This window comes from Candidatus Alcyoniella australis, from assembly GCA_030765605.1.
GTDB classification, from domain to species: Bacteria; Lernaellota; Lernaellaia; order JAVCCG01; family Alcyoniellaceae; genus Alcyoniella; species Alcyoniella australis.
The window spans coordinates 1-20,011 of the sequence record JAVCCG010000117.1 but is presented as its reverse complement, the minus strand read 5'-3'; the positions used below and the strand labels follow the sequence as shown (position 1 = coordinate 20,011).

Here is a 20,011-nt window from a genome sequence, read left to right as displayed (position 1 = left end):
AGCGTATATCGGTTCTAGAACAGCGCGTATATGAACGGCAGAACCACCGAGCCCTCGGTGAAGAAGATGAACAGCGACAGCGCGAGCAGGATGATCACGATCGGCGCCATCCACATCAGCTTGCGCTCCACCAGGAATTGGAGAAACTCCCTGACGATTCCCATCTTTGCCATTATCATCTCCACCTATCGCCCATCAGGCGTTGTTTTTCCGCAGTCAGCAAAATTGCGATTCCATCACGGATTATAAACGACCGGCCGCAATCGCGGCAAGTCAGCCGACCCTCGCCGCCAAGCTCGCCCTCGAGCTCAAGCGGCGCGCGATCCAAGACGCCGAACGGGCAGGCGTGCAGGCAATCCAGGCACAAAGTGCAGCGCTGCGCGTCGCGCATCGGTCCCTTCTCGCCGCGGGTCAGCGCGCCGTTGGGACAGGCGGCCACGCAGGGCCAACCGCAGCGCGGGGCCAGGCAGCGATCGCTGACCGTGATGCACTCCGGGCAGCCCAGTCGGCTTTCCAAGGTTGCGGCATCCTCGTGCTCATCAGCAGGACGCCAGGAATAGAACGCCCCTTGCACGCTGCTGGACTCGAGGTCGACCCGCAGTAGTTGCGCCTCGCCCTGCAGCTCGAGGGCCACGACCTCGTCGCGCCAATCCTGCGGCAGGTCCACGCGCAGTGAATCGTCGTCTTGGGTGGTCTGTGGCGACCCTCCGCCATCGATCAGCCGCACAGCGGTCGGCGCGTCAAAATACAAAGTCAGCCTATCCAACGGATCGCGGCGTTTGACCAGCGCCACCCGCGGATCGCCGTCGAGCACTCGACAGCCGATGGTGTGCTTGATTGCCCAACCGGCCGAAGCTCCGCCGAACCAGCGCGTGGCCCAAGCAAAGGCGCGCTGTACGCCAAGCATCCTGGGCAACAACCACCGCAGCGGCCGTCCCTCGGCCGCTATTCCGCCGGTGAGCTGCGGCGTGTAGCTCACATGCTGCTCGTCGAACACACCGAGCAATCGGCGCAACTGCGCCACGCCGAAGGTCCCCTCGTGAATCCCGCGCGCCACCTCGTCGCGACCGCCGGGCACCGCGATAAACGGCAGCAGCCCGAGGCGGAACAGCACGCGCTCGAACCAGCGTAGTTCGTGCGGCGGAGTGCCGGTGTTGTACAGATTGAGGCTCAGCCTACGCTTGATCGGCTCTTCCTCGAACAGAAAACGACCGTTCGGGTTGAGCACCCGGCGCGCCTCACGCAGCACGGGCAGCGGGTCGGGGAAGTGGTGGAACGTACCCCAACCGAAGACCGTGGGCAGGCTGTCGTTGCGTAGCGGCAGGTTGTGCGCGTCCGCGCAGATCAGCATCGCCTCGCGCTCCAATCCCATTCGTCGGCGATATTCCCGGCCGGTGAGCAACGCCTCGGGACTGATGTCGAGGCAGAATCCGCGATAGCCGTGTCGCGATGCGAGTAACGCGCCGTTAAGCCCCAGCTCCGCGCCGATCTCGAGAAACGGCGGCCGCAGGGTTCGTTCGAAAACCAGCCGGTCGAAAGTCGGGACGCGCATGCGCAGCAGGCTTTGAAACAGGCCGATAAAGCGATCCACGAACTCGCCGTGGAAGCTGCGGAAGTCCAGCTCGCCGCGGATCTGTTGTTCGGTCTGCCTCACACGATCCTCAGCGGCACGCGCAGGGTCGCGGCCCCGCGCTGCTCGAACCAGGCCACGTGCTCCTGGATCAGCGTGAACTCGACCTGGTAACGGCCGCTCTTGGGCGGAGCGGTCACCGCGATCTGCAGGCTGACGCTCTGTCCGGGCAGCACGTCGACCGGCAGGTAGCTGCGCGGATGGCCGTCGAACTCGAGCATCCGGCCGCGCCGGTCAAGCAAGTGATAGCTCAGGCCAACCGCCGAGTCGCCCGCTGCGGACAACTCGCGCCAGGCCACTGCGCCGCTGTTGACCAACGTCACGCTGCAGCTCAGCTCCTGTCCGGGCCGGGCCTGCTGGGGCAGCGTGTGACTGATGAAGCGCACGCGGCAGCCCTCCTGGGTCAGCGGCTGCTGCCCCTCGCCCAGTCCCAACGCGTGTTCCAGCGGCTCGAGCCGCGCGACCAGCTCGTCGATCAATGTCGACTGCTGGCAGGCCAGGTTGCCCGGGGCCAGCTCGTCGACCATGTACAGAAAAGCCTTGGCCTTGGGGCAGTAGGCGCAGGAATTCTCGGTACGCTCGGCCTTGTCGTAGTCGATGTTGAACGCCTCGTCGCGGAATCCCTGGTAGCTCGGGCCGTTCCAGATCTGTGCAAACGGCTGCTCGTTGACGTTGCCCATGTAGTGATTCTCGATCGAACAGGAGCGCAGGCAGCAGGGAAAAACAATGCCGTCCGAATCAACGTAAGAGGCGATGTAACCTTCGATGCACGGCACGCGCTGCAAGTCGTCGATCGGCTCCACGCCTAGCAGGCCGCAGACGTCGCCGCGCGCGTCGTGGCCGGTGGTCCGCAGGTCCGCGGAGCGTAAAATCTCCGAGACCTGCACGGTGTAGGTCGCATTGTCGTGCGACTCGAGCTCCACACGGCGCACGTCCTCGCGCGTCCGCTGCAACTGCTCAGGGTTGAGAAACAGGTAGCTGTGCACCGGCCGCGGCTGGATCAATCGAAACTGGATCTGGTTGGCGCCGATGCTCCGCGTCAGCTCGTCGATTTGGGGCACCAGGTTCCAGTTGAGGTTGGTGATCACGAAGTTCAGGCTGACGAAGCTGCCCGGACCGCCGCACTCGCGGGCGATGCGCACGTAGCGCGCCAAATTGCCGGTGATGCGCTCGAAGTCCTCGGGCTTGGTGCCCGGATGGGTCTTGACGTAGGTCTCGGCGTCCGGCGCGTTGAGGCTGATCGAGAGGTGCACGCCCAGGCGCGCGAAGCTCTCGATGCGCTCGTCGTTGAGCAGGTAGCCGTTGGTGCAGATCGAGACCGCCAGGCCCAGCTCCCTGGCGTGTTGCACCATACGGTCGATCGGCTTGTACATCAGTGGTTCGCCGCCGCCGGTGAACGAAACCTGCTCGCAGTTCAGAGCTGCGAGGTCCTCGAGCACGCGCTCGATGGTCTGCGGCGGCAAGTCGGGTTTCTTGCCCGGCGCCTCCCACTCCAGCGCGCAGAACACGCAGCGGTAGTTGCAGCGATAGGTGGGGATGATGCAGGTCTCCAGCGGGCCGACGAATGCGCGCTTGGTCAGCACTCCCTTGCGGATCAAATAGCGACGGCGGGCCTTGGCCAATTCCAAAGGATCGATCATCAGCGCGGCCCTGTTGCTCGGCTGCTCAGTCAAGATGCACCTCGATTGAAGCGGCTTGCGGATTCTCGGGCTCGAACCAGCCGACGTTGTCCTGCACCAGGGTAAACTCCAAAAGCATCGCGCCGCTACGCTTTGGAGCCGCGACCTCGATCTCGAGATCGAGCACGCCGCCGGGCGGCAGCGTGCGCTCGAGGTAGGCGCGTTGAGAGTCGTCGAACACGGCCACGGAGCCGTCGCGCTCGCGCCAGTGGTAGGCCAGGCCGATGGGCGTGCCCGAGGCCAGCGCCCTGCCCGCCCAGTAGCGCTCGCTCGGGTTTTGCAGACTCACGCGGTAGGTCCGGGATTGACCGTTCGCCAGGCTCGCCGGTCCGCTGACATCGGTGATTCGCACGCGACGCTGGGTCTCGTCCAGACGTTCGCGCGAGGCCCAGGCGACCGGCGCAGGCTCGAAGATCTCGGAGCCCAGTTCGCCGGGAATCTTCAGCCGCTCCAGCAGCCGTTTGAAGCGATCCAAATCGCGCGAGCGCGAGGCGAAGTTGCTCGGCGGATCGTCGGTCTCCCACTGAGCGTAGAGCTCGTCCTCAAGCTTGATTCCGAGCTGTTCGCGCTCTTCGTAGATCGGGCTGTTGGGCAGCAGCACGCAGGGGCATGTGGGCCGCACCACATAGTCCAGCACCTTTCGCAGACGTACGATCCCCCACATCGTGCGCCATAAATCGCGACGACGCTCGCCTGGAAAACCGATGATCATCAGCCCGTGGATGCGAATCCCCGCAGCGTTCGTATCGCGCAGCACGCGCTCGACCATCGCGATGTCGTCGGACTTGCCCATCGATTTGCGCACTGAAGGGCTGAGGCTCTCGATGCCGTATTGCAGCATGGTGCAACCGGCCGCGCGCATCTTGCGCAGCAGCTCGGGAGTCATCTGCCGATGCGGCATGGCCATCCCGTACCAGCGGATCGGGATGCCCGACTCGATCACCAAATCGCAGAAGCGTTCGAGCTTGCGCACATCGGCGTTGAGAATCGAGTCAACCATGTTGAACTTGTAGATGCCGAAGCGCTGGGCGTGAAGCTTTATCTCTTCGAACAGGTTCTCGCCGCTACGGCAGCGGTAGCGCTGCCAGAAGCCGCGCTCCGAGCAGTACTTGCAGTGGTTGGGGCAGCCGCGGCTGCTGGTCACCGACAGCACGTCGCCGCGGGCGTAGCCCAGGGGCAGCAGGTCGGCGAACTCGGGAAACGCGATCTGGTCCACCGGCTCGATCAGCGGCCGGTCGCCGCCGTCGAGCACCTCGCCGTCGCGCCGCACCAGCGCGCCGGGAACCGGTTCGAAGCGGCCGGTCTCGAGCAACGAGCGCACCAGCTCGACTGCCGTGCGCTCGCCCTCGCCGACCACCACCGCGTCGGGCACATCGCTTTGGATAAAACGTTGGGCGTGCACGTTGCGGTTGCACGAGGGCCCGCCGAAGACGATCGCGATCTGCGGGTCGCGTCGCCTGATCGCGCGCGCCAGTTTGAACGAGACCTCCTCGGTGGTGAAGAATATCGAGAGTCCGACGATCCGAGCGCCGCTGCTTAGCACGCGTTGGGCCCAACCCTCGATCTTCTGCTGGATCATCTCATCGATGCCGATGCTGCCGCGGTCGCGGTCCAGGCCGCGGTCGGCGTGGAAGTACGGTCGCATCTCAGGCGGCAGTTCGTTGTGCAACTCAACGCCGAAGTCAAAGGCCGCAACCTCGATCTCCGCGTTGCGTAGCGCGGCCACCAGATAGGCCATGCCCAGCGGCGGATCCTCCACCGTCCAGAACGGACACTGCACCAGCGCGACCTGGACGCCGCTCATTCGCTCGCCGCCGCAAAGATGTGTGCGTCGCCCCAGCCCGACCAAGCGCCGGTCATATCGCCGCTGGGCGCGGTCTGGGTTTTGAGCACCAGCCGCTGCCTACGGCCGCCCAGCCCGTCGAGCGGCACGCACACCTGCTGCCAGCCGCGGTCCGACTCGTGATGTTTGGGGTCCAGGTAGCGCGACCACAGCTCGCGCGGTCCGTCATCTTCCTGGACCAGCAGCGCGAACAGTACGCCCTCGCCACCCCATTTTAGGCACAGCGGATCTAGGGCGATCGCCGCGCGGAACTCGGCCCCGTCCGGAAGATCGACGTCGTAAGCGATCTCGGAACGCGGGTGCGCAAACAGCACCAGCCGCATGTCGCCCTCGACGTTGAACTGCCGACGCGAAACCGGCTCGGGCGCGTCGCTTGTTACGCTCGCAGCCTCGAGTTCGGCGACGAAATCGAAAATCCCCAACGCCTCCTTCTCGGCCTTGATCCTCCAGGACATCTCGCGGAAACGCCAGAAGGCCTCCTGAACCTGCTCGGGATCGATGGTCGGCAGATTGAGGATCGTGGAGTGGAAATAATTGCTCTGCTCCTGCTTGGCCAAAAATCCCTCGCGCTTGCACAAATCGTAGAGCTCGGTCTGCGGATAGGGATAGAAGATGCTGACCTGGGCCCGGTTGGGCCGGATGATCTTATTGAGCTCGAACAGATCTTCCAGCGTCTGCGGCGTCTCGCCGGGAATGCCGACGATGTTGAAGTTCCAGGTCTTGATCCCGAACTCGTCGGCCCAGCGGAACACGCGGATAATATCGTCGTTGGACATCTTGCGGTTGAGCACTTCGCGCCGCAATTTCTCGTTGCCCGACTCCACGCCGATCGCCACCATCTCGCAGCCCGCATCCTTGAGCGTGGCGAAAATTTCGCGGTCCACGGTCTCGACCCGCGCATAGCAGGTGAAAGGGTAGCTGAAGCGCTCGCGGTAGAGCTCGCAGAAGCGCTTGGTCCAATCGTGGTCCATGGTGAACACGTCGTCCTCAAAGAAGACCGACTTAAAGTCGTAGAGCCGATCGACCAGCTCGACCAACTGCAAATAGCGCTCGGGGCTGCGCATGCGCACGAAGCGCCCCTTGCCCTTGTAGCGCTTCATCCGCGCCGAGTTGGCGCAGTAGGTGCAACGGTAGGGGCAGCCGCGGCCGCCCATCACGGTGATCTCGCGGTAGTTCTGTTTGAGGATCAAGTCCATCGGCCAGATCGAGCGATCCGAGATCGGCAGCTCGTCGAGATCTTCGATCAGCAACGGCATCTGCGTACGCACCTGCTCGGACCCGCGCTTGGACCACAGGCCCTCGATTCCGTGCGGGTCAACGCCGCGTTCGAGCCGATCAAACAGCTCGGGCAGGGGCCGCTCGCCCTCGCCGATGCAGACGAAGTCCACCGCCGGATGCTCGATCACCTGCTCGGGAATCAGGATCGCATGAATCCCGCCGACCACCGTGTAAACCTGCGGCCGCTGCTCCTTGATCCAATCGCTGAGCGTGCGCGCAAAGGCCCATTGGTGCGAGTTGACCGGCAGCAACACGACCTGCGGATCGCGTTCGTCGATCCATGAGATCAGCTCGTCGCACTCGGGCAACTTGGTCAGGTAGATCAGCGACGTGTCGTGCCCCTGATCGCGCAGTACCGCGTCCACATCGCCCACGCCGTGGTTGTAGCTCGCCGGGCAGCCGCTGTCGATGTCCAGGTAAAGCCACAGCGCCCTCACGCGCCCCCCTCCAGGTACGGCCTACCCCAGCCGGACCAGGCGCCGGTTAAATCGCCGGTGCGGTCCGGGTCGGTCATGAACACCACGTCCCAGGTGCCGGGGAAATTGTTCAGCGCCACCTCGCGCTCCTGCCAGCCGCGGTCGATCGCCTTGTTCTTGGGATCGATGAAGTCGTTGAAGACCACGATCTTCTCGTCGCCGCGCTCAAGGCGCACGCGGTAGTGCACGCCGCGTCCGCCCCACTCCAGACACTTGGGGTCCAGCGCCATGGCCAGTTGCAGCCGCGAGTCGGGTCGGATCTCCACCTGCGGATAAACCAGGGCCGACCGCGGGTGCATGAACAGCACGAAACGCCGATCGCCGTTGATCAGAAAGCGGTCGAGGCGAACCATCTCGTCGTCGCCGCGCCGACGCTGAGCGCGCGAAAACTCGGAGACGAAGTCGAAGTAGCCTTGGCGGCCGCGCTGCATATCGACCTGTTCCTTGCGCGCCTCGATCGCCCGCGCCTCGTCGCAGAACTCCTGGTAGAGCTCGGTAATCCGTTGACGGGAGATGGTCGGCAACTCGAGCACCGACTCGTTCTCGAAGTAGGTCGTGCGCTCCTCGCCGCTGTACAGCCCCTGTTCCACGCACTGATCAAAGAGCTGCGTCCCGGGATAGGGGTAGAAGATCGAGACCTGAATCTGGTCGGGCAGTACGCGCTGGTTAAGCTCGATCGTCTCGCGGATCGTCTGCTCGTCGTCGCCGGGCACGCCGACGATGTTGAAGTCGCGGGTGATGATCTCCAGCTCGCGGCACCACTGGAACACCAGCTCGATCTGCTCGTTGCTCATCGGCCGCTTCATCACCTCGCGGCGGATCCGCTCCGAGCCGGACTCCACGCCGATGTTGACCATGTACAGTCCGGCGCGCTTGAGCGTGGCCAGCAGCTCGCGCGTCACCATCTCGACGCGCACGTAGATCCGAAACGGGATCAGGAAGCGCCGGCGATAGGCCTCGGCGAAGTCAACGGCAAAGCGCGATTTGATGGTGAAAATGTCATCCTCGAAATACAGCGTGTCGATGCGGTACTGCCGCTGCAGGCGCTCGATCTCCTCGAGGATGTTGCCCACCGAACGAAAGCGCACGTAAGAACCCTTGTCCTTGTAAAGCCGCGAGAGGGCGTGGTTGCAGCAATAGGTGCAGTGCATCGGGCAGCCGCGACCGGCCATCATCGGCATTTCGTAGGCATTGACCTGCAGAATGCGTTGCATGTCGAAAATCGAGCGGTCGGCCAGCGGCAGGTCGTCCAGGTCGCGGATCAGCGGCCGCAACGGGTTGCGGATCACCTCGCCGTCTTTGCGCAGCCAGAGGTTGTCGATCGAATCGTAGGGCCGACCCTGACGCAACGCGCCGGCCAGGTCGACCAGCGCTCCCTCGCCCTCGCCGCGGACCAGCACGTCGATCTGCGGCCAATCGATCACGTCCTGGGGCGCGTGGGTCGCGTGCACTCCACCGGCAATCAGCAATGCGTCGGGCAGCGTTTTTTTGATCTGCTGCGCGGCGCGCAGTGCAAAACTGCGCTGGTGCGAGTTGAAGCTCAGACAAACGATGTCCGGCCGGAAATCCTCGAGCTCGGGCGCGAGGTCGAAGTCCGTTTGCTCGACGGTCACCAGGCCCGGACGGTGTCCGTGCTCGTTGAGCACGGCCGAGAGCGAACCGATGCCGTGGTTGTAATGCGGACCGTTGCCGGTGGCCACGTTGAAATATACGAAGAGGACTTTCACTCGTTCCCCGTTTCCAGTGTGCGAAAAGCGCGATAAGCATAGCGCGAACAGGGGACAGCTTAAAAGCCGGAGCGCTCCAGTCAAGTCCGATATATCCGAGGCGCTCACTAACGTCGGATGATGTGCCGCGTCCCGGTCCGTTGCCGACTGTCTCGCGACGTGTTCTTCGTGTGAGTTGTCCGCGATGAGGCATTGCAGCGCAATCGGCTAATGGAAGTGCCGGAAGTCCTTCGTACGACCAAGGGCACTTGCCCGATCTGTGTGCAGATCGTGGATGCGCGGGTGGTGGTGGACGACGGCGCGGTGTGGCTGGAAAAGCACTGCCCGGAACACGGCGTCCAGCGCGCGACGCGGATCGCGTGGGCATTGCTGTCAAGGGTTCATGGTCGGGCACATTGGCAAGACCCAGCGTACTCTCGATCAATCGCTGCGCTTCGCTCTCTCGCTACCGCTTAAGGACCTAACCGTGCAAATCAACACGCCGATGCCCGGCACGCCGCAGTACGAGCAGTACCGCGAGCACGGCACGCTGCTGACCGACGACCTGTCGCGCTACACCTACTTCCAACCGGTGTTCGTACCACACGGGCTCAGCGCCCGGCAGCTCGTCGCGGCCCATCGGCGCTTTTACCGTCGTTTCTATTTGCGACCGATCACCTTGCTGCGCCACCTGCGCTCGATCCGGCGTTTCTCCGACCTGGGAAAATACCTGCGCGCCCTGCCGCTGTTGTGGCAGCTCGCACTGTCGCGCCGGGATTCAATCCGATAGCGGCTCGGTCAGTTGAGCGACGCGCTCGCAACGCTTCAGGTCGAAGCGCCAGGCGATCATCTCCTTGCCGTAAAAGCGGAACGTGCCTAGGCGCTCGGCCTCTTGCGCGTCCACAATCCGGCCGCCCAGGGCCATGCGCCGCGCTCGCCCCAGGCCAATGAACTTGGCCAGGCGAAAAGTCGCCATACCAGGCAGAAAACCGTAGCGCGCCTCGTGCAGCCCCAGGCGTGCATCGTCCGTGGCCAAGCGCACGTCGCAGGCCAAGCCAAGCTGCAATCCGCCGCCGAGGCACTGCCCGTGGTAGATGCACAGCGTGTTCAGCGGCAGGCGTTCGATGGCGTGCAGTGCGCGCTCCCAGCGCGCGAACCCGTGGATGTCGGGCTTGGCGTCGCGCGGAATATCTCGCAGATCAATGCCGCGGCACAGGCGGAGCCGCGAATCACCAGCGCGCGGCAGGACCGTTCGTCCTCGAGCCTGTGGCAGGCCTGCTCGACCTGGTCGATCATCGCTGTATTGATTGCGTTGCCCTCTTCCGGACGGTCGAGGGTCAGCACGGCCACGCCATCGTCTTGTGTCAGTTTGATATGTTCATATTCCATCCGGGTCTCCAGTCTGGATTCGTCACGTTCACCAATGCAGCAATCCGGTCTCGATCGATACGCCGGGCCGTGATTGCCCGCGCCCAATCGCGTACTGTTCTGGAAACAGCTCAATTTCTTCAAGGTCGCCTTTGAGATCGACATCGAGCGCCGCTGAGCCACGAGCATGGTGCGCCGTCGTACATTAGGTGCGGCTCGTAACTGCTGGCCCAAAGCCGCCCTGTTCAGTCTTTTGTCAATCACACCGATCAGGTTGCAATTGCCGATGCGATGATGTTAATTATTCTCCAGTCCTGTCGCTTACCATACGGGGCATCCGTCAATTATCCCGATCCGAGGAGACAACATGAGATCGATGCTTTTCCGCGGCAACCCCGGGTTGACGAAGTCGTTTTTTGCCATCCTGGCCTTGTCAGCAATTGTCATGCTCTCCGCCTGCGCGCCTTTCACCTACAACCGATACCAGACCGCACAGACCCTGGGCCAAGGTGAGATGAAGCTGATGGTCGCGGCCAACCTCGGCTCGGACATGGCCTCCCAACTCGCCCCGGAATTGATCGACGAGATGGAAGACAAGCTCGACGTCTGGGCTCTGGAATACCCGGAGTACCAGTACCTGGCCGACAAGATCAACGACTCCGATTTCTGGGACGACTTCGAAGATATCGGCTTTGACGGCGCGCAGCCCGACGTGGAAGTGCTGTTCGCCGCCGGGCTGACCGACAAGATCGACCTCGAGCTGCGGGTCTCGGGCACGCTGTACGTGCGGGCCAACGCCAAGATCATGCTCGCCAAGCTGGGCAACCGCGGCGCGTTCTCGATCTCGCCGGGACTGGGTTGGCACTGGATCAAGGAGCGCGAGTACAAGCTCGATTACGATCTGTGCATCGATTCCTACAAGGGCCAGGGCTACACCGCCGAGTTGCCGTTGATCTTCGGCTGGCAGTTCGAGCACGTCGCGCCCTATTTCGCGCCGATTTACGCCTTCCACTTCATCGAGATGGACTACACCCGCGACGCCAACGTGGTTCCGACCTACAAGACCGAGATCACCGAGCAGTTCTACGCACACCAAATCGGTCTGGCCGCAGGCGTGCAGTTCCATCTGGGCGATATCCTGATCACCCCCGAAGTGGTCGGCATGTACCACACCAACGAATACTTCGATATGTTCTCGGTCTACCCCGGACTGGCTCTGGGCGCGACTTGGTAGGAACTCGCCGGACTCCGGCCTCAAACCATTAGAATAAAAAAGCCGCCCGCCGGGGCGGCTTTTATTTTACAATCATTGCCCGGAGGATTGTGATGATTATTACCCGTTCCATCAAAGTCTCGTTGTGCCTGCTGCTTGCCACCTGCCTGCTGTGCGTCGGTTGCGCGCCGGTGAGCTACAACCGCTACCAAACGGCAAACACCCTGGGCGCCGGAGAGATGAAACTGATGATCGGCGCCAATGCGGCCCACGACGTGATCTTCCCGGTCTACTCGGAAATCGAACTGGACATGAACGACGAGATGTACGACTGGGCCCGCGAGAACGGCGTGGGCTACGACCTCGAGGACATCTTCGAGGATGTGTTGACCGAATCGGTACTGATCATGCTCTACGTCCCGACCTTGGGGCTGGCGCCGGACTTCGAGCTGCTCTACGCCGTGGGAGTGCATGATCGGGTCGACATTGAAGCGCGGCTGACCGCATCGCTCTACGGCCGACTCAACGCCAAAGTGCTGCTGGCCGAGTTCGGCGACAGCGGCGCGCTGTCCATTTCACCGGGAGTAGGCTTCCGCGACATTAAGGGCGATCAATCGGAGAACACCATCGGCGATGGCGAGGCCGAGGACTCCTATAGCGGCTACGTGCTCAGCGCGGAACTGCCGCTGCTCATCGGCCGCCAAGGCGAGCACGTCTCGCCCTACATCGGCCCGCTCTACGTCTACCACTACGCGGACATCGACTACCGACGCAAGACCAGCGGCCTGGACCAGGAGTTCGACCACACCATCGAGTACGGCCTGTCGTTCCATCAATTGGGATTGATCGTGGGCAGCGAGTTTCACTGGGGACACTTCTCGATTACGCCCGAGCTTGTGGGCATGTACCATAACGGGCCGGGCATCAACTACTGGATGCTCTACCCCGGGCTGGCTCTGGGCGGCAGCTGGTAGCAGCGCGACCGACCTAAAGTATTACATCAGGGTTTATACTCTAATCTATTGATTAGCTTGATAATTATGCCATCGCTTTATCGACTTGCTGCGTAATCAATCGGTCCTGGTATTGACCTTGATCTGACATGGTCTTAATGTCCCTTCCCATGACTTTTCTAATCGGTATCGCGGTTGGTGTGGTCGGCTTCGCAATTGTAGGCCGGCTGTTTCTGAGTTATCCGGCGGTTGATGCACGGGCGAAAAATCTAAGCCGCCGCCAGCAGCTAATCGTCGAGGCGATCGGCGAGGCGATGCTGCCCGAGGGCGGGGCGATCAGCCCCTCGGCCAAACAGGCCGGAGTGCTTAAGTACATCGACGAGTACATCGTTAAGATTGCGCCGTTCTACGCCTTTGGCATCAAGGCGCTGCTGGTGATGCTCGAACAGGCCACGCTGATCTTTGTGCCAAGCTGGCGTCGCTTCAGCCAACTCAGCGTTGAGGAGCGGCAGCGTTACCTCGCAGGCTGGGAAGAGAGCAAGCTCTACCTGCGGCGCACGATGTTCACCTCGGTGCGCGCGCTGTTCAGCATGGGCTACCTTGACGACGCCGAAGTTCAGAAACAGATGGGCGTCTACCGGCCCGAGGGCTGCGAACAGCTCGTGCCCGAGGCCGAGGGGGTCGACTTCTACGCCGGGGTCAAGCAGTACCAGGACTACAGCGGCGATCTGCGCGAGAGCTGCGACGTGCTGGTCGTGGGCTCGGGCCCCGCGGGCGCGATCGTGGCCAAGGAGGCGGCGCAGCTGGGCCGCGACGTAGTGCTGATCGAGGAGGGTCCGATCTTCGGTCCCGACGACTTCGTGCTCGAGCCCGGCGAGTCGATGCACCGCTGGTGCCGCGAGGATGGTCTACGCGTGGCCCAGGGCAACATCTTCCTGCCCAACATGGCTGCCAACTGCCTGGGCGGCACCTCGGTGACCAACAGCGCGATCTGCGCGCGTCCGCCCGATTTCATCTACAGCGGCTGGAGCGAGCGGCACCGGTTGGAGGGCATCAGCCGCGAGGCGCTCGACCCGCACTTCGACCGCGTGCATCAGTATCTGGGCATTCGTCCGGTGGCCGACGAGTCGCTGGGGCTTCGCAATACGCTGTTCCGCGACGCCTGTGAGAAACTCGGATTAGACCACCAGCCGATCGAGCGCAACGAGACCGGGTGCAAGGGCTGCGCCGAGTGCTTCACCGGTTGCCCAACCCGTGCAAAAAAATCGATGGACCTCAACTACGTGCCGGACCTGATCAAGGCCGGCGGCCGGGTCTACACATCGATGCGCGGCGAGGAGCTGCTGATCGAGGGGCGTCGCGTACGCGGCATGCGCGCGCGCGCCGTGGATCGCAAAGGCAATGCGGGGCACACGCTGACGATCATCGCCAAGACCGTGGTGCTGGCAGCGGGCGTGATGGCCACTCCGTTGATCCTGCAAAAAAACAAGGCCGCGAACTCCAGCGGCCAAGTCGGACGCAACCTGCAGTACCACCCCGGCGCGGCCATCGGCGGATTCTTCCCCGAGCCGGTCAATCCTTGGGAGGGCGCGACCCAGGGCTGGCAGTCGCTGCACTTCCTCGATCAGGGATTCAAGCTCGAGGTGCTGTGGTCGCCGCTGCCGATTTTGGCGGTGCGCTTCCCGGACTTCGGTTTCAAGCATAAAGAGCACCTGGCGATGGCGAAAAACTTCGCGCCCTGGGACACGATCGTCAGGACCAAGCATTCCTTCGGCACGGTCAAGGCCAAGCGCGGCTGGAATCCGATCATCAAGTGGAACTTTGACCAGCGCGACGTCAAGGTGATCCAGCGCGGCCTGGGGGCCCTGGCCGACCTGTTCTTCGCCGCGGGCGCCGACTACATTCTGCCGGGCCTGCACGGCGTGCCCTCGATGATCAACAGCAGCGAACAGGCCCAGCTGATCAAAACCTTCCCGCTCAAGGCCACGGATATGGTCAACGCGGGCAACCACATCTTCGGCACCACGCGCATGGGCGGCGATCCGGCCACCAGCGTCGTCGATCCAGCGGGCAAGTGCCACGACTACGACAACCTCTACATCGCCGACACCGGCATCCTGCCCGAGGGGACCGGCGTGAACCCGATGTTCACGATCATGGCCATTGCCGACCGCATGGCGCAGAAGATCCACGAGGGGCTCTAGCGATGAGCGCTGAAAAACGCACGATGCAAGACCTGATTAAAATGAAGACCAGCGAGCTCGACGCAGTGTTCGAGGCCGGCACAACGCCGGAGTTCGAGCAGCTCGCGGGCTGGGAGTTCCGCGGCTACAACCATCCTGGGTTCACCCGCGTGCTCGGGTTTCAGAAATTCACCAAGGGCTTCTTCCAAAAGGACGGCCAGCCCTTCGGCTACAACGTGCCGATCAAGCAAAACGGCGCGGACAATCCCTGGATCGCCAAACCCTCGGACGAGACGCCCAAGCGTTACGGGTTCTACTCGGTTAAGGCGTACCAGGCCGACGATGAGGACGCGGCCCATCCCCACGCGCTGTTCCTGGACTACGGCGACGGCGACAACCCTCTCCAAACGTTCACCTGGGTGTTGCGCGACTATTTGGTCCAGATCGATCCTGAAAATCCGGACCTCTACCTGGGACGGGCCTACGTCAGGGTCGGACCGATAAAGACCATGGGATCGTACTTCATCCTCGAACGACACCGCCAAGCGCCTTGAGCCGGTGGCGGCTTGGAGCCGCCGTAAGGCTCGCGTAGTTCGCTGGTCGTAATGCCACGACCCGCCCCGCATCGGACGATGGTGGGGGTGGGTAATAATGTTTGGGTATGCGCGAGCAGGGCCGGCTATGAGCCGGTGCAAAGCTCGCGGATTACGACCAGCGTTCTGCGCGAGACCCCCTCCTCCGTTCACTGATTCGCGTACGAGCGCCGATGTAATATACTTCCCATATCACATGAGACGCATCGCACTTGTAGCACTGTTCTGCCTGCTGCTGGCGTGTAATGTCGGGCTGCTGCTGGCTTACTCGGCTCTCGACCTATCCGCCGAGCAGGCGATGGCGCAGTCGATCGAGGGGCCGCGGGATACCACCCTGGTTTGGGAGTTCGTCGGCCTGACCCCGGGGGCCGACATCTTCGACCGTTCCCAGCCGCTGGTTCAGTCGCTGGTGCGCTACGCGCTGATCAAGAATCAAGCCCAACTGCTGACCGACATGGGCCTGGCCTACCTCGATAATCCAGAGTACGAAAACCAGGCTGAGGACTTTCTGCGCGACGCGGTAAACAAATCCGAACAGATGGGCATCGTGCCCACCTGCCCGCACCACGGTTTGGGCACGATCTTCTTTGCTCAAGGACAGACCGAGTCCGCCCTGAAACAATGGGAGACCTTTATCGGCAACTCCGAGTCGGTGGGCATCGAGGACGACAACACCTATCTGATCCGCTGGAGCCTATCCGTAGTGCACTTTATCGAGGGAAACGACCAGCAGTCGTTGCTCTACGTTCAGAGCTTCATCCCCCTGGCCCGCAACGACCAAGATCGTGCCCTGGCCCATGCGCTACGCGCGGCCCTGCGCCTTAGGGCCCAGACAATGCGAGGCGATGAATAATCCATCATTCGAAATCGTAATCGCCGAGGCTGGACAGCACATCCGAGTTTGCATAGCCTGATCGCTTGGATGAGACCAATGGCAGAGCATAGCGCGAGACCGAAATACATCTCGATCGTCCGAGTGCTGTACACGCTGCTGTTCATCGGCGCCCTGCTGGCCAGCTTTGCCCTGATCTCGAACCAGATGCGCGACGCCGTGGACTTCGAGTACGACCTCAACCACCGCGACTCCCCGCCCGATGACATCAACGCAGTCTGGACTTTCTTCTCCCAGATCGAAAACGTAAGCATTCACGACCCTTCAAACCGCTACGTGCAGGCGCTCAAGCGCTTCGCCTACGCCGACTCCGACCCCCAGCTGCTGGTGGACATCGGCGAGGAGCTGATGGTATTGCCCGAACAACGCCAAGACGCCGAGAACTACTTTTATCTAGCCCTGGATCGGATCTACGCCAAGGGCGAGCTGCCGACCTGCCCCCACCAGGGTCTGGGCACGCTGATGTTCCGCAACGGCGACTATGATCAGGCGATCGAACATTGGGAGACCTACCTGACCAACGCCGCGGCCACGGATGTGGAGGACGACAACACCGGCATCACACGCTGGTCGCTGATCCGGCTGCTGATCAGGCTCGATCTCCCGCAACAGGCGTTGCGCCATCTGCCGACCGCCGCGCTCCTGGCGCAATCTCACAACGACAGGCTCTGTGCCGGCCTGCTGTGGGCCTGTGCCACGCTGCAAGCCTCAATGACGCCCGACTGACCCGGCAGCTGCAGACTGTGATTGCATAATACTGGACAGTGCTGCTCCACATCCTATATCATCAGTTTTAAAGGAAATGATGACACAATAGAGTCCGGCGGGAGTCCGCTGGGCAGCAGTTCTATTTTATGAAACGATTCCGCTTTTCAAGACCAACTATCACCAAATTGGTAATAGTTAATAGGTTGATCCTCTGCTGCTGCTTTGCCTTGATCCTGCTGTTGAGCATAACCTCGGCCAGTTCGATCCTCGAAAGTCGGCTCGATTGGGAGCGAATCAAATTCGATCAGCCTCCGGGCTCGCCCGTGAGCGAGACCGACTTGGTCTGGCAGTTCTTTAGCCACAATCCGCAGACCGATTTCTATGATCGCAACGACCCGCTGGTCAAAGCGATGCTGCGAACGGCCAGGGCCGACACCGACCCGGGATTGCTCAAAGACCTGGGCGAGACCTACATGCTTACCCCGGGCCACAACGAGTTGGCGAGCGAGCTGTTCCGCGAGGCGATCGATAAATCAGAACAGAACGGAACGCCGCCGACCTGCCCCCATCAGGGGCTGGGCGTGATCGCCTTTGTCAACGGGGACGTTCAGACCGGCATCGAGCAGCTCGAGATCTACCTGAAAAACGCCGAGCGGCTCGGCTCCAACGATGCCGGGACCCGTTCATCCTACTGGCGGCTCGGCCTGGCCTACTCCAAGCAGGGTCGCTTGGACAAGGCACGGCAACGGATCGAGACCTTCGGCGAGCGGGTTACCAAGAACTACAACCGGGCCATTGCCAACGCAATGCTCTCATCGATCGCCATACGCCAGATGCAAGACTACGACACGAATCCCCATACCTCTTGATCATTAAAATGCAGCTCCGTCCCCTCCCGGCACTTATTTCGCAACGCGCGATGCGACCGTCTCCGGCTGGAGTACTGAACCGCAACCAAGGTATACTCAGGTTCGCCTGCCGTGAATCTATGGAGTCAACAGACAATCCGACCGGACCAATCAGTATGTTCGCTACTCGACGGATCGCACAACTTCTGATAACCGTACGTGAAAGTTCCGTCTGGCGGGCGCTGCTGCTGGCTGTGCTGTGCGTCTCGATCTGTATGTTGTCCAGCTGGTCGCTGATGTTGAACACGGGCATTGAGCAGGCATCGATGACCCCGACGATCAACATGATCTGCGTGCTGTTTACCTACAACCAACAACTCGATTACTTTGACACCGACGATCCGGTAGTGCAGTCGGTGCTGCGCAGCACCTATGCCGGCGACCAATCAGACGCGATGTTCCTGGCCTACAAGTACTCCAGCGCGGATCCGGGCCATTCCAACCAAGTCACAGGGCAGCTGGTCCGCACCATCAACAAGCAGCAGCGTGGCAACGGGGCAGTGTTTTGCCCAAACGAGGGGCTCGGCCTGGTTTATTTCCAGTCGGGAGACTACAAGTCCGCGGCCGACGAGTGGGAAAACTACCTTACCTACGCCGACGCCAACGGCATCAACGACTACATCGTGCGCGAAACACGTTGGCAAGTGCTCAAGCTGCGAATCGCACTCGGGGAGTACGGCCGGGCGCTGCAAATCCTCGATTCGTTTCCCGAGGACCAAGACCGGCCGGCGAGTCGCACACTGAAGTCCGCCTTGATCGCCCGGCTGAGCCTGCTGATCAACGCCGACAACGTGGCCGATGCCCGATAATCCTTCTCCCCCGGGCAAGACCCGAAGCGCCGCCATGCGTTCCAAGACATTGCGCGCGCTGTCCCTCGCGGCCCTGATCCTGCTGACGATCTCACATCCAAGGCGGTCGAGCGCGAGGTCGGCAGCAGACGGATGATCGATCTCTACGGGCACAATCCGCTCCAAGCCTTTCTTGATGGTCATCCGGCCCTCGACTTCGGGAACCTATCGAATCCCTCGGTGCAGGCGGTGATCCGCTCGATCAAGGGAGAGGACGACTACGGCAACCAGGTTTTCCTCGGCGAGGTCTACCTGTACCACGAGGGGAACGAGCAGCTGGCCGAGGAACTGTTCACCGCGGCTATCGACAACTGGAAAGCCCGGCCCCAGGGAACCTGCCCGCACCTGGGCTTGGGCACCATCCATTTCAACCGCGGCAATTACGGCAAGGCGTTGCGGCACAAGGAGCTGTTCATCATCAACTCCGAACGGATGAACAACCTCAACAGCGCGACGTTTGTAATGCGCTGGTCGATTTTCTCACTGTGCAGGCGCCTGGGACTGGTGGACCGCGCTTTGTATCATCTCGAACGCATCATCGGGCGCTCGTCTACTAGAAGCGACCGGGCCCTGGCCAGGGCGTACCAGGCGGCGATAGCCCTCTCCATTGAGTGCAATCCGAAAAAACGATCGAGCATTAAAAACCTTTGCGACCGCGCGGGACTGACGCTGCGCAACGCGCACAAGCGGTCGCTACAAAATGCTGATGTTGGGGAAAGTGTTTAAAATCCTGCTGCTGATCGAGTTCTTCTACGTACTTCCGGGCATCGGCCTGGGCTACTGGCTGTTCGCTAAAAGCGACCTTCCCACGCGGGCCAAGGTGGCGCTGACGCTGTTCGTCTCAATGCTGGTGGTGCCCTTCACCGCGGCCTGGATCGCGCTGATGCTCGGCCAGCTAATCAGGCTGCAAATCCTGATGAACGTGGCGGCCGTGGCAACGCTGATCTTCATCATTCCGCTGTGGCGTTGGTTTCGTAGTCTGCGGCTCGCCCTGCCCAAGCTCGACGACCTGCTGCTGCTGTGCATCGCCGGGGGCAGCGCCGCGTTCTACGTGGTGTTCCACACCCAGGACGAGCTGATGTTCCAGGTCTACTCCTGGATCCTGCGCAACGACGCCTACTGCTTCTACCTGATGATCTTCAAGACCATGGCCGCGCCCGGACTACCGCAGGCCGAGAGCCTGGAGCAGATCCACAAGATCATCTCCACCCCGGGCAACGTGCCCTGGCCCGCCACCGCCCTGGTGATCTTCAAGAAATACGGTATCCACGGCGTGCACGCGGCTTTTGCCGCGACCCTGGCCTGCTTCAGCTATTTAAGCGTCCATCACCTGCTGAAAAAGCGGGCCTACGCCCTGATCGCCGCGGCCTTTGCCGTACTCAACCCCTTCGTGCTCAATACACCGGTGCTCGACCGCAACTTCATCGCGCTGGCCACCAGCTCGGTGCTGTTCTACCTGCTGATTACTCAGTCCGCGGGGCCGCTGGCTCTGGGGCTGTTACTGGGCTTGGTCTCGGGCATGGGCCTGCGTTTCCTGCCGATCCTGATGGTCTTCGGCGTGGGCCTGAGCATGTACCAACGCAAGCTGCTCAAGCCCTGGCCGATAGTGCTCGCTGTTTTCGGATTCGCCGTCACCTTCTCGATCAACCTGCGCCATCTGGCGCTCTATCCGCCGCTGCCCGGCGGCCAGGGCGAGCAGATCTCGCTGTTTACCCGCGCGCCGTTCCTGCCGC

At 62.1% G+C, this 20,011-nt stretch carries 19 protein-coding genes; 11 read left to right on the top strand and 8 right to left on the bottom strand.

Annotation, left to right across the window (positions count from 1 at the left end; translation table 11 throughout):
- Positions 1–14: 14 nt before the first annotated feature.
- Genes P9M14_14005 through P9M14_13980 form a run of 6 tightly spaced genes read right to left on the bottom strand, consistent with a single transcriptional unit; the run spans position 15 to position 8,633 of the window.
- A complete protein-coding gene (locus P9M14_14005) occupies positions 15–173 on the bottom strand; it encodes a DUF5989 family protein (protein ID MDP8256859.1) in 159 nt (52 codons plus the stop codon).
- A gap of 2 nt (positions 174–175) precedes the next feature.
- Positions 176–1,654, bottom strand: coding sequence for a methyltransferase domain-containing protein (locus P9M14_14000; protein ID MDP8256858.1), 1,479 nt, complete (start codon positions 1,652–1,654; stop codon positions 176–178).
- On the bottom strand, positions 1,651–3,303 hold the full coding sequence (locus P9M14_13995) for a radical SAM protein (protein ID MDP8256857.1): 1,653 nt from the start codon (positions 3,301–3,303) through the stop codon (positions 1,651–1,653). The genes P9M14_14000 and P9M14_13995 overlap by 4 nt, the downstream gene beginning before the upstream one ends.
- Positions 3,296–5,113, bottom strand: a complete 1,818-nt coding sequence (locus P9M14_13990; protein ID MDP8256856.1) for a radical SAM protein — start codon at positions 5,111–5,113, stop codon at positions 3,296–3,298. The genes P9M14_13995 and P9M14_13990 overlap by 8 nt, the downstream gene beginning before the upstream one ends.
- Complete coding sequence (locus P9M14_13985; GenBank protein MDP8256855.1) at positions 5,110–6,867, bottom strand: radical SAM protein; 1,758 nt, start codon at positions 6,865–6,867, stop codon at positions 5,110–5,112. Before P9M14_13985 ends, P9M14_13990 begins: the two co-directional genes overlap by 4 nt.
- Positions 6,864–8,633: a radical SAM protein gene (locus P9M14_13980; GenBank protein MDP8256854.1), complete on the bottom strand. Its 1,770-nt coding sequence runs from the start codon at positions 8,631–8,633 to the stop codon at positions 6,864–6,866. The genes P9M14_13985 and P9M14_13980 overlap by 4 nt, the downstream gene beginning before the upstream one ends.
- Positions 8,634–9,015: 382 nt before the next feature.
- Here P9M14_13980 and P9M14_13975 point away from each other — a divergent pair, with 382 nt between their 5' ends.
- Positions 9,016–9,402, top strand: a complete 387-nt coding sequence (locus P9M14_13975) for a hypothetical protein (GenBank protein ID MDP8256853.1) — start codon at positions 9,016–9,018, stop codon at positions 9,400–9,402.
- On the opposite strand, the gene P9M14_13970 is transcribed toward P9M14_13975, so the two are convergent.
- The gene (locus P9M14_13970; protein ID MDP8256852.1) at positions 9,391–9,801 is read right to left on the bottom strand and encodes an enoyl-CoA hydratase/isomerase family protein; all 411 of its coding nucleotides are present in this window, start codon (positions 9,799–9,801) and stop codon (positions 9,391–9,393) included. The genes P9M14_13975 and P9M14_13970 overlap by 12 nt on opposite strands.
- Positions 9,720–10,001, bottom strand: a complete 282-nt coding sequence (locus tag P9M14_13965) for an enoyl-CoA hydratase/isomerase family protein (protein ID MDP8256851.1) — start codon at positions 9,999–10,001, stop codon at positions 9,720–9,722. Before P9M14_13965 ends, P9M14_13970 begins: the two co-directional genes overlap by 82 nt.
- Positions 10,002–10,347: 346 nt before the next feature.
- Here P9M14_13965 and P9M14_13960 point away from each other — a divergent pair, with 346 nt between their 5' ends.
- The 10 genes from P9M14_13960 to P9M14_13915 form a co-directional block, all read left to right on the top strand.
- Positions 10,348–11,214 carry a hypothetical protein gene (locus P9M14_13960; protein MDP8256850.1) on the top strand — a complete coding sequence of 289 codons (867 nt, stop codon included), beginning with the start codon at positions 10,348–10,350 and terminating at the stop codon, positions 11,212–11,214.
- A gap of 92 nt (positions 11,215–11,306) precedes the next feature.
- Positions 11,307–12,167, top strand: a complete 861-nt coding sequence (locus P9M14_13955) for a hypothetical protein (GenBank protein ID MDP8256849.1) — start codon at positions 11,307–11,309, stop codon at positions 12,165–12,167.
- A gap of 179 nt (positions 12,168–12,346) precedes the next feature.
- Positions 12,347–14,350 (top strand): GMC family oxidoreductase N-terminal domain-containing protein, encoded by a 2,004-nt coding sequence (locus P9M14_13950; GenBank protein ID MDP8256848.1) that lies wholly within the window; start codon positions 12,347–12,349, stop codon positions 14,348–14,350.
- A gap of 2 nt (positions 14,351–14,352) precedes the next feature.
- Positions 14,353–14,883 carry a hypothetical protein gene (locus P9M14_13945; protein MDP8256847.1) on the top strand — a complete coding sequence of 177 codons (531 nt, stop codon included), beginning with the start codon at positions 14,353–14,355 and terminating at the stop codon, positions 14,881–14,883.
- 235 nt (positions 14,884–15,118) lie between these two features.
- A complete protein-coding gene (locus P9M14_13940; protein ID MDP8256846.1) occupies positions 15,119–15,775 on the top strand; it encodes a hypothetical protein in 657 nt (218 codons plus the stop codon).
- Between the two features lie 78 nt (positions 15,776–15,853).
- Complete coding sequence (locus P9M14_13935; protein ID MDP8256845.1) at positions 15,854–16,540, top strand: hypothetical protein; 687 nt, start codon at positions 15,854–15,856, stop codon at positions 16,538–16,540.
- A 221-nt stretch (positions 16,541–16,761) separates the two neighbouring features.
- Positions 16,762–17,391: a tetratricopeptide repeat protein gene (locus P9M14_13930; protein ID MDP8256844.1), complete on the top strand. Its 630-nt coding sequence runs from the start codon at positions 16,762–16,764 to the stop codon at positions 17,389–17,391.
- A gap of 155 nt (positions 17,392–17,546) precedes the next feature.
- Positions 17,547–18,239, top strand: a complete 693-nt coding sequence (locus P9M14_13925) for a hypothetical protein (protein MDP8256843.1) — start codon at positions 17,547–17,549, stop codon at positions 18,237–18,239.
- Positions 18,240–18,371: 132 nt separating this feature from the next.
- Entirely contained in the window at positions 18,372–19,004 is a 633-nt protein-coding gene (locus tag P9M14_13920) for a hypothetical protein (GenBank protein MDP8256842.1), read from the top strand.
- Positions 18,997–20,011 (top strand): hypothetical protein (locus tag P9M14_13915; protein MDP8256841.1); only part of this gene is annotated, 1,015 nt, incomplete at its 3' end. The genes P9M14_13920 and P9M14_13915, both read left to right, overlap by 8 nt.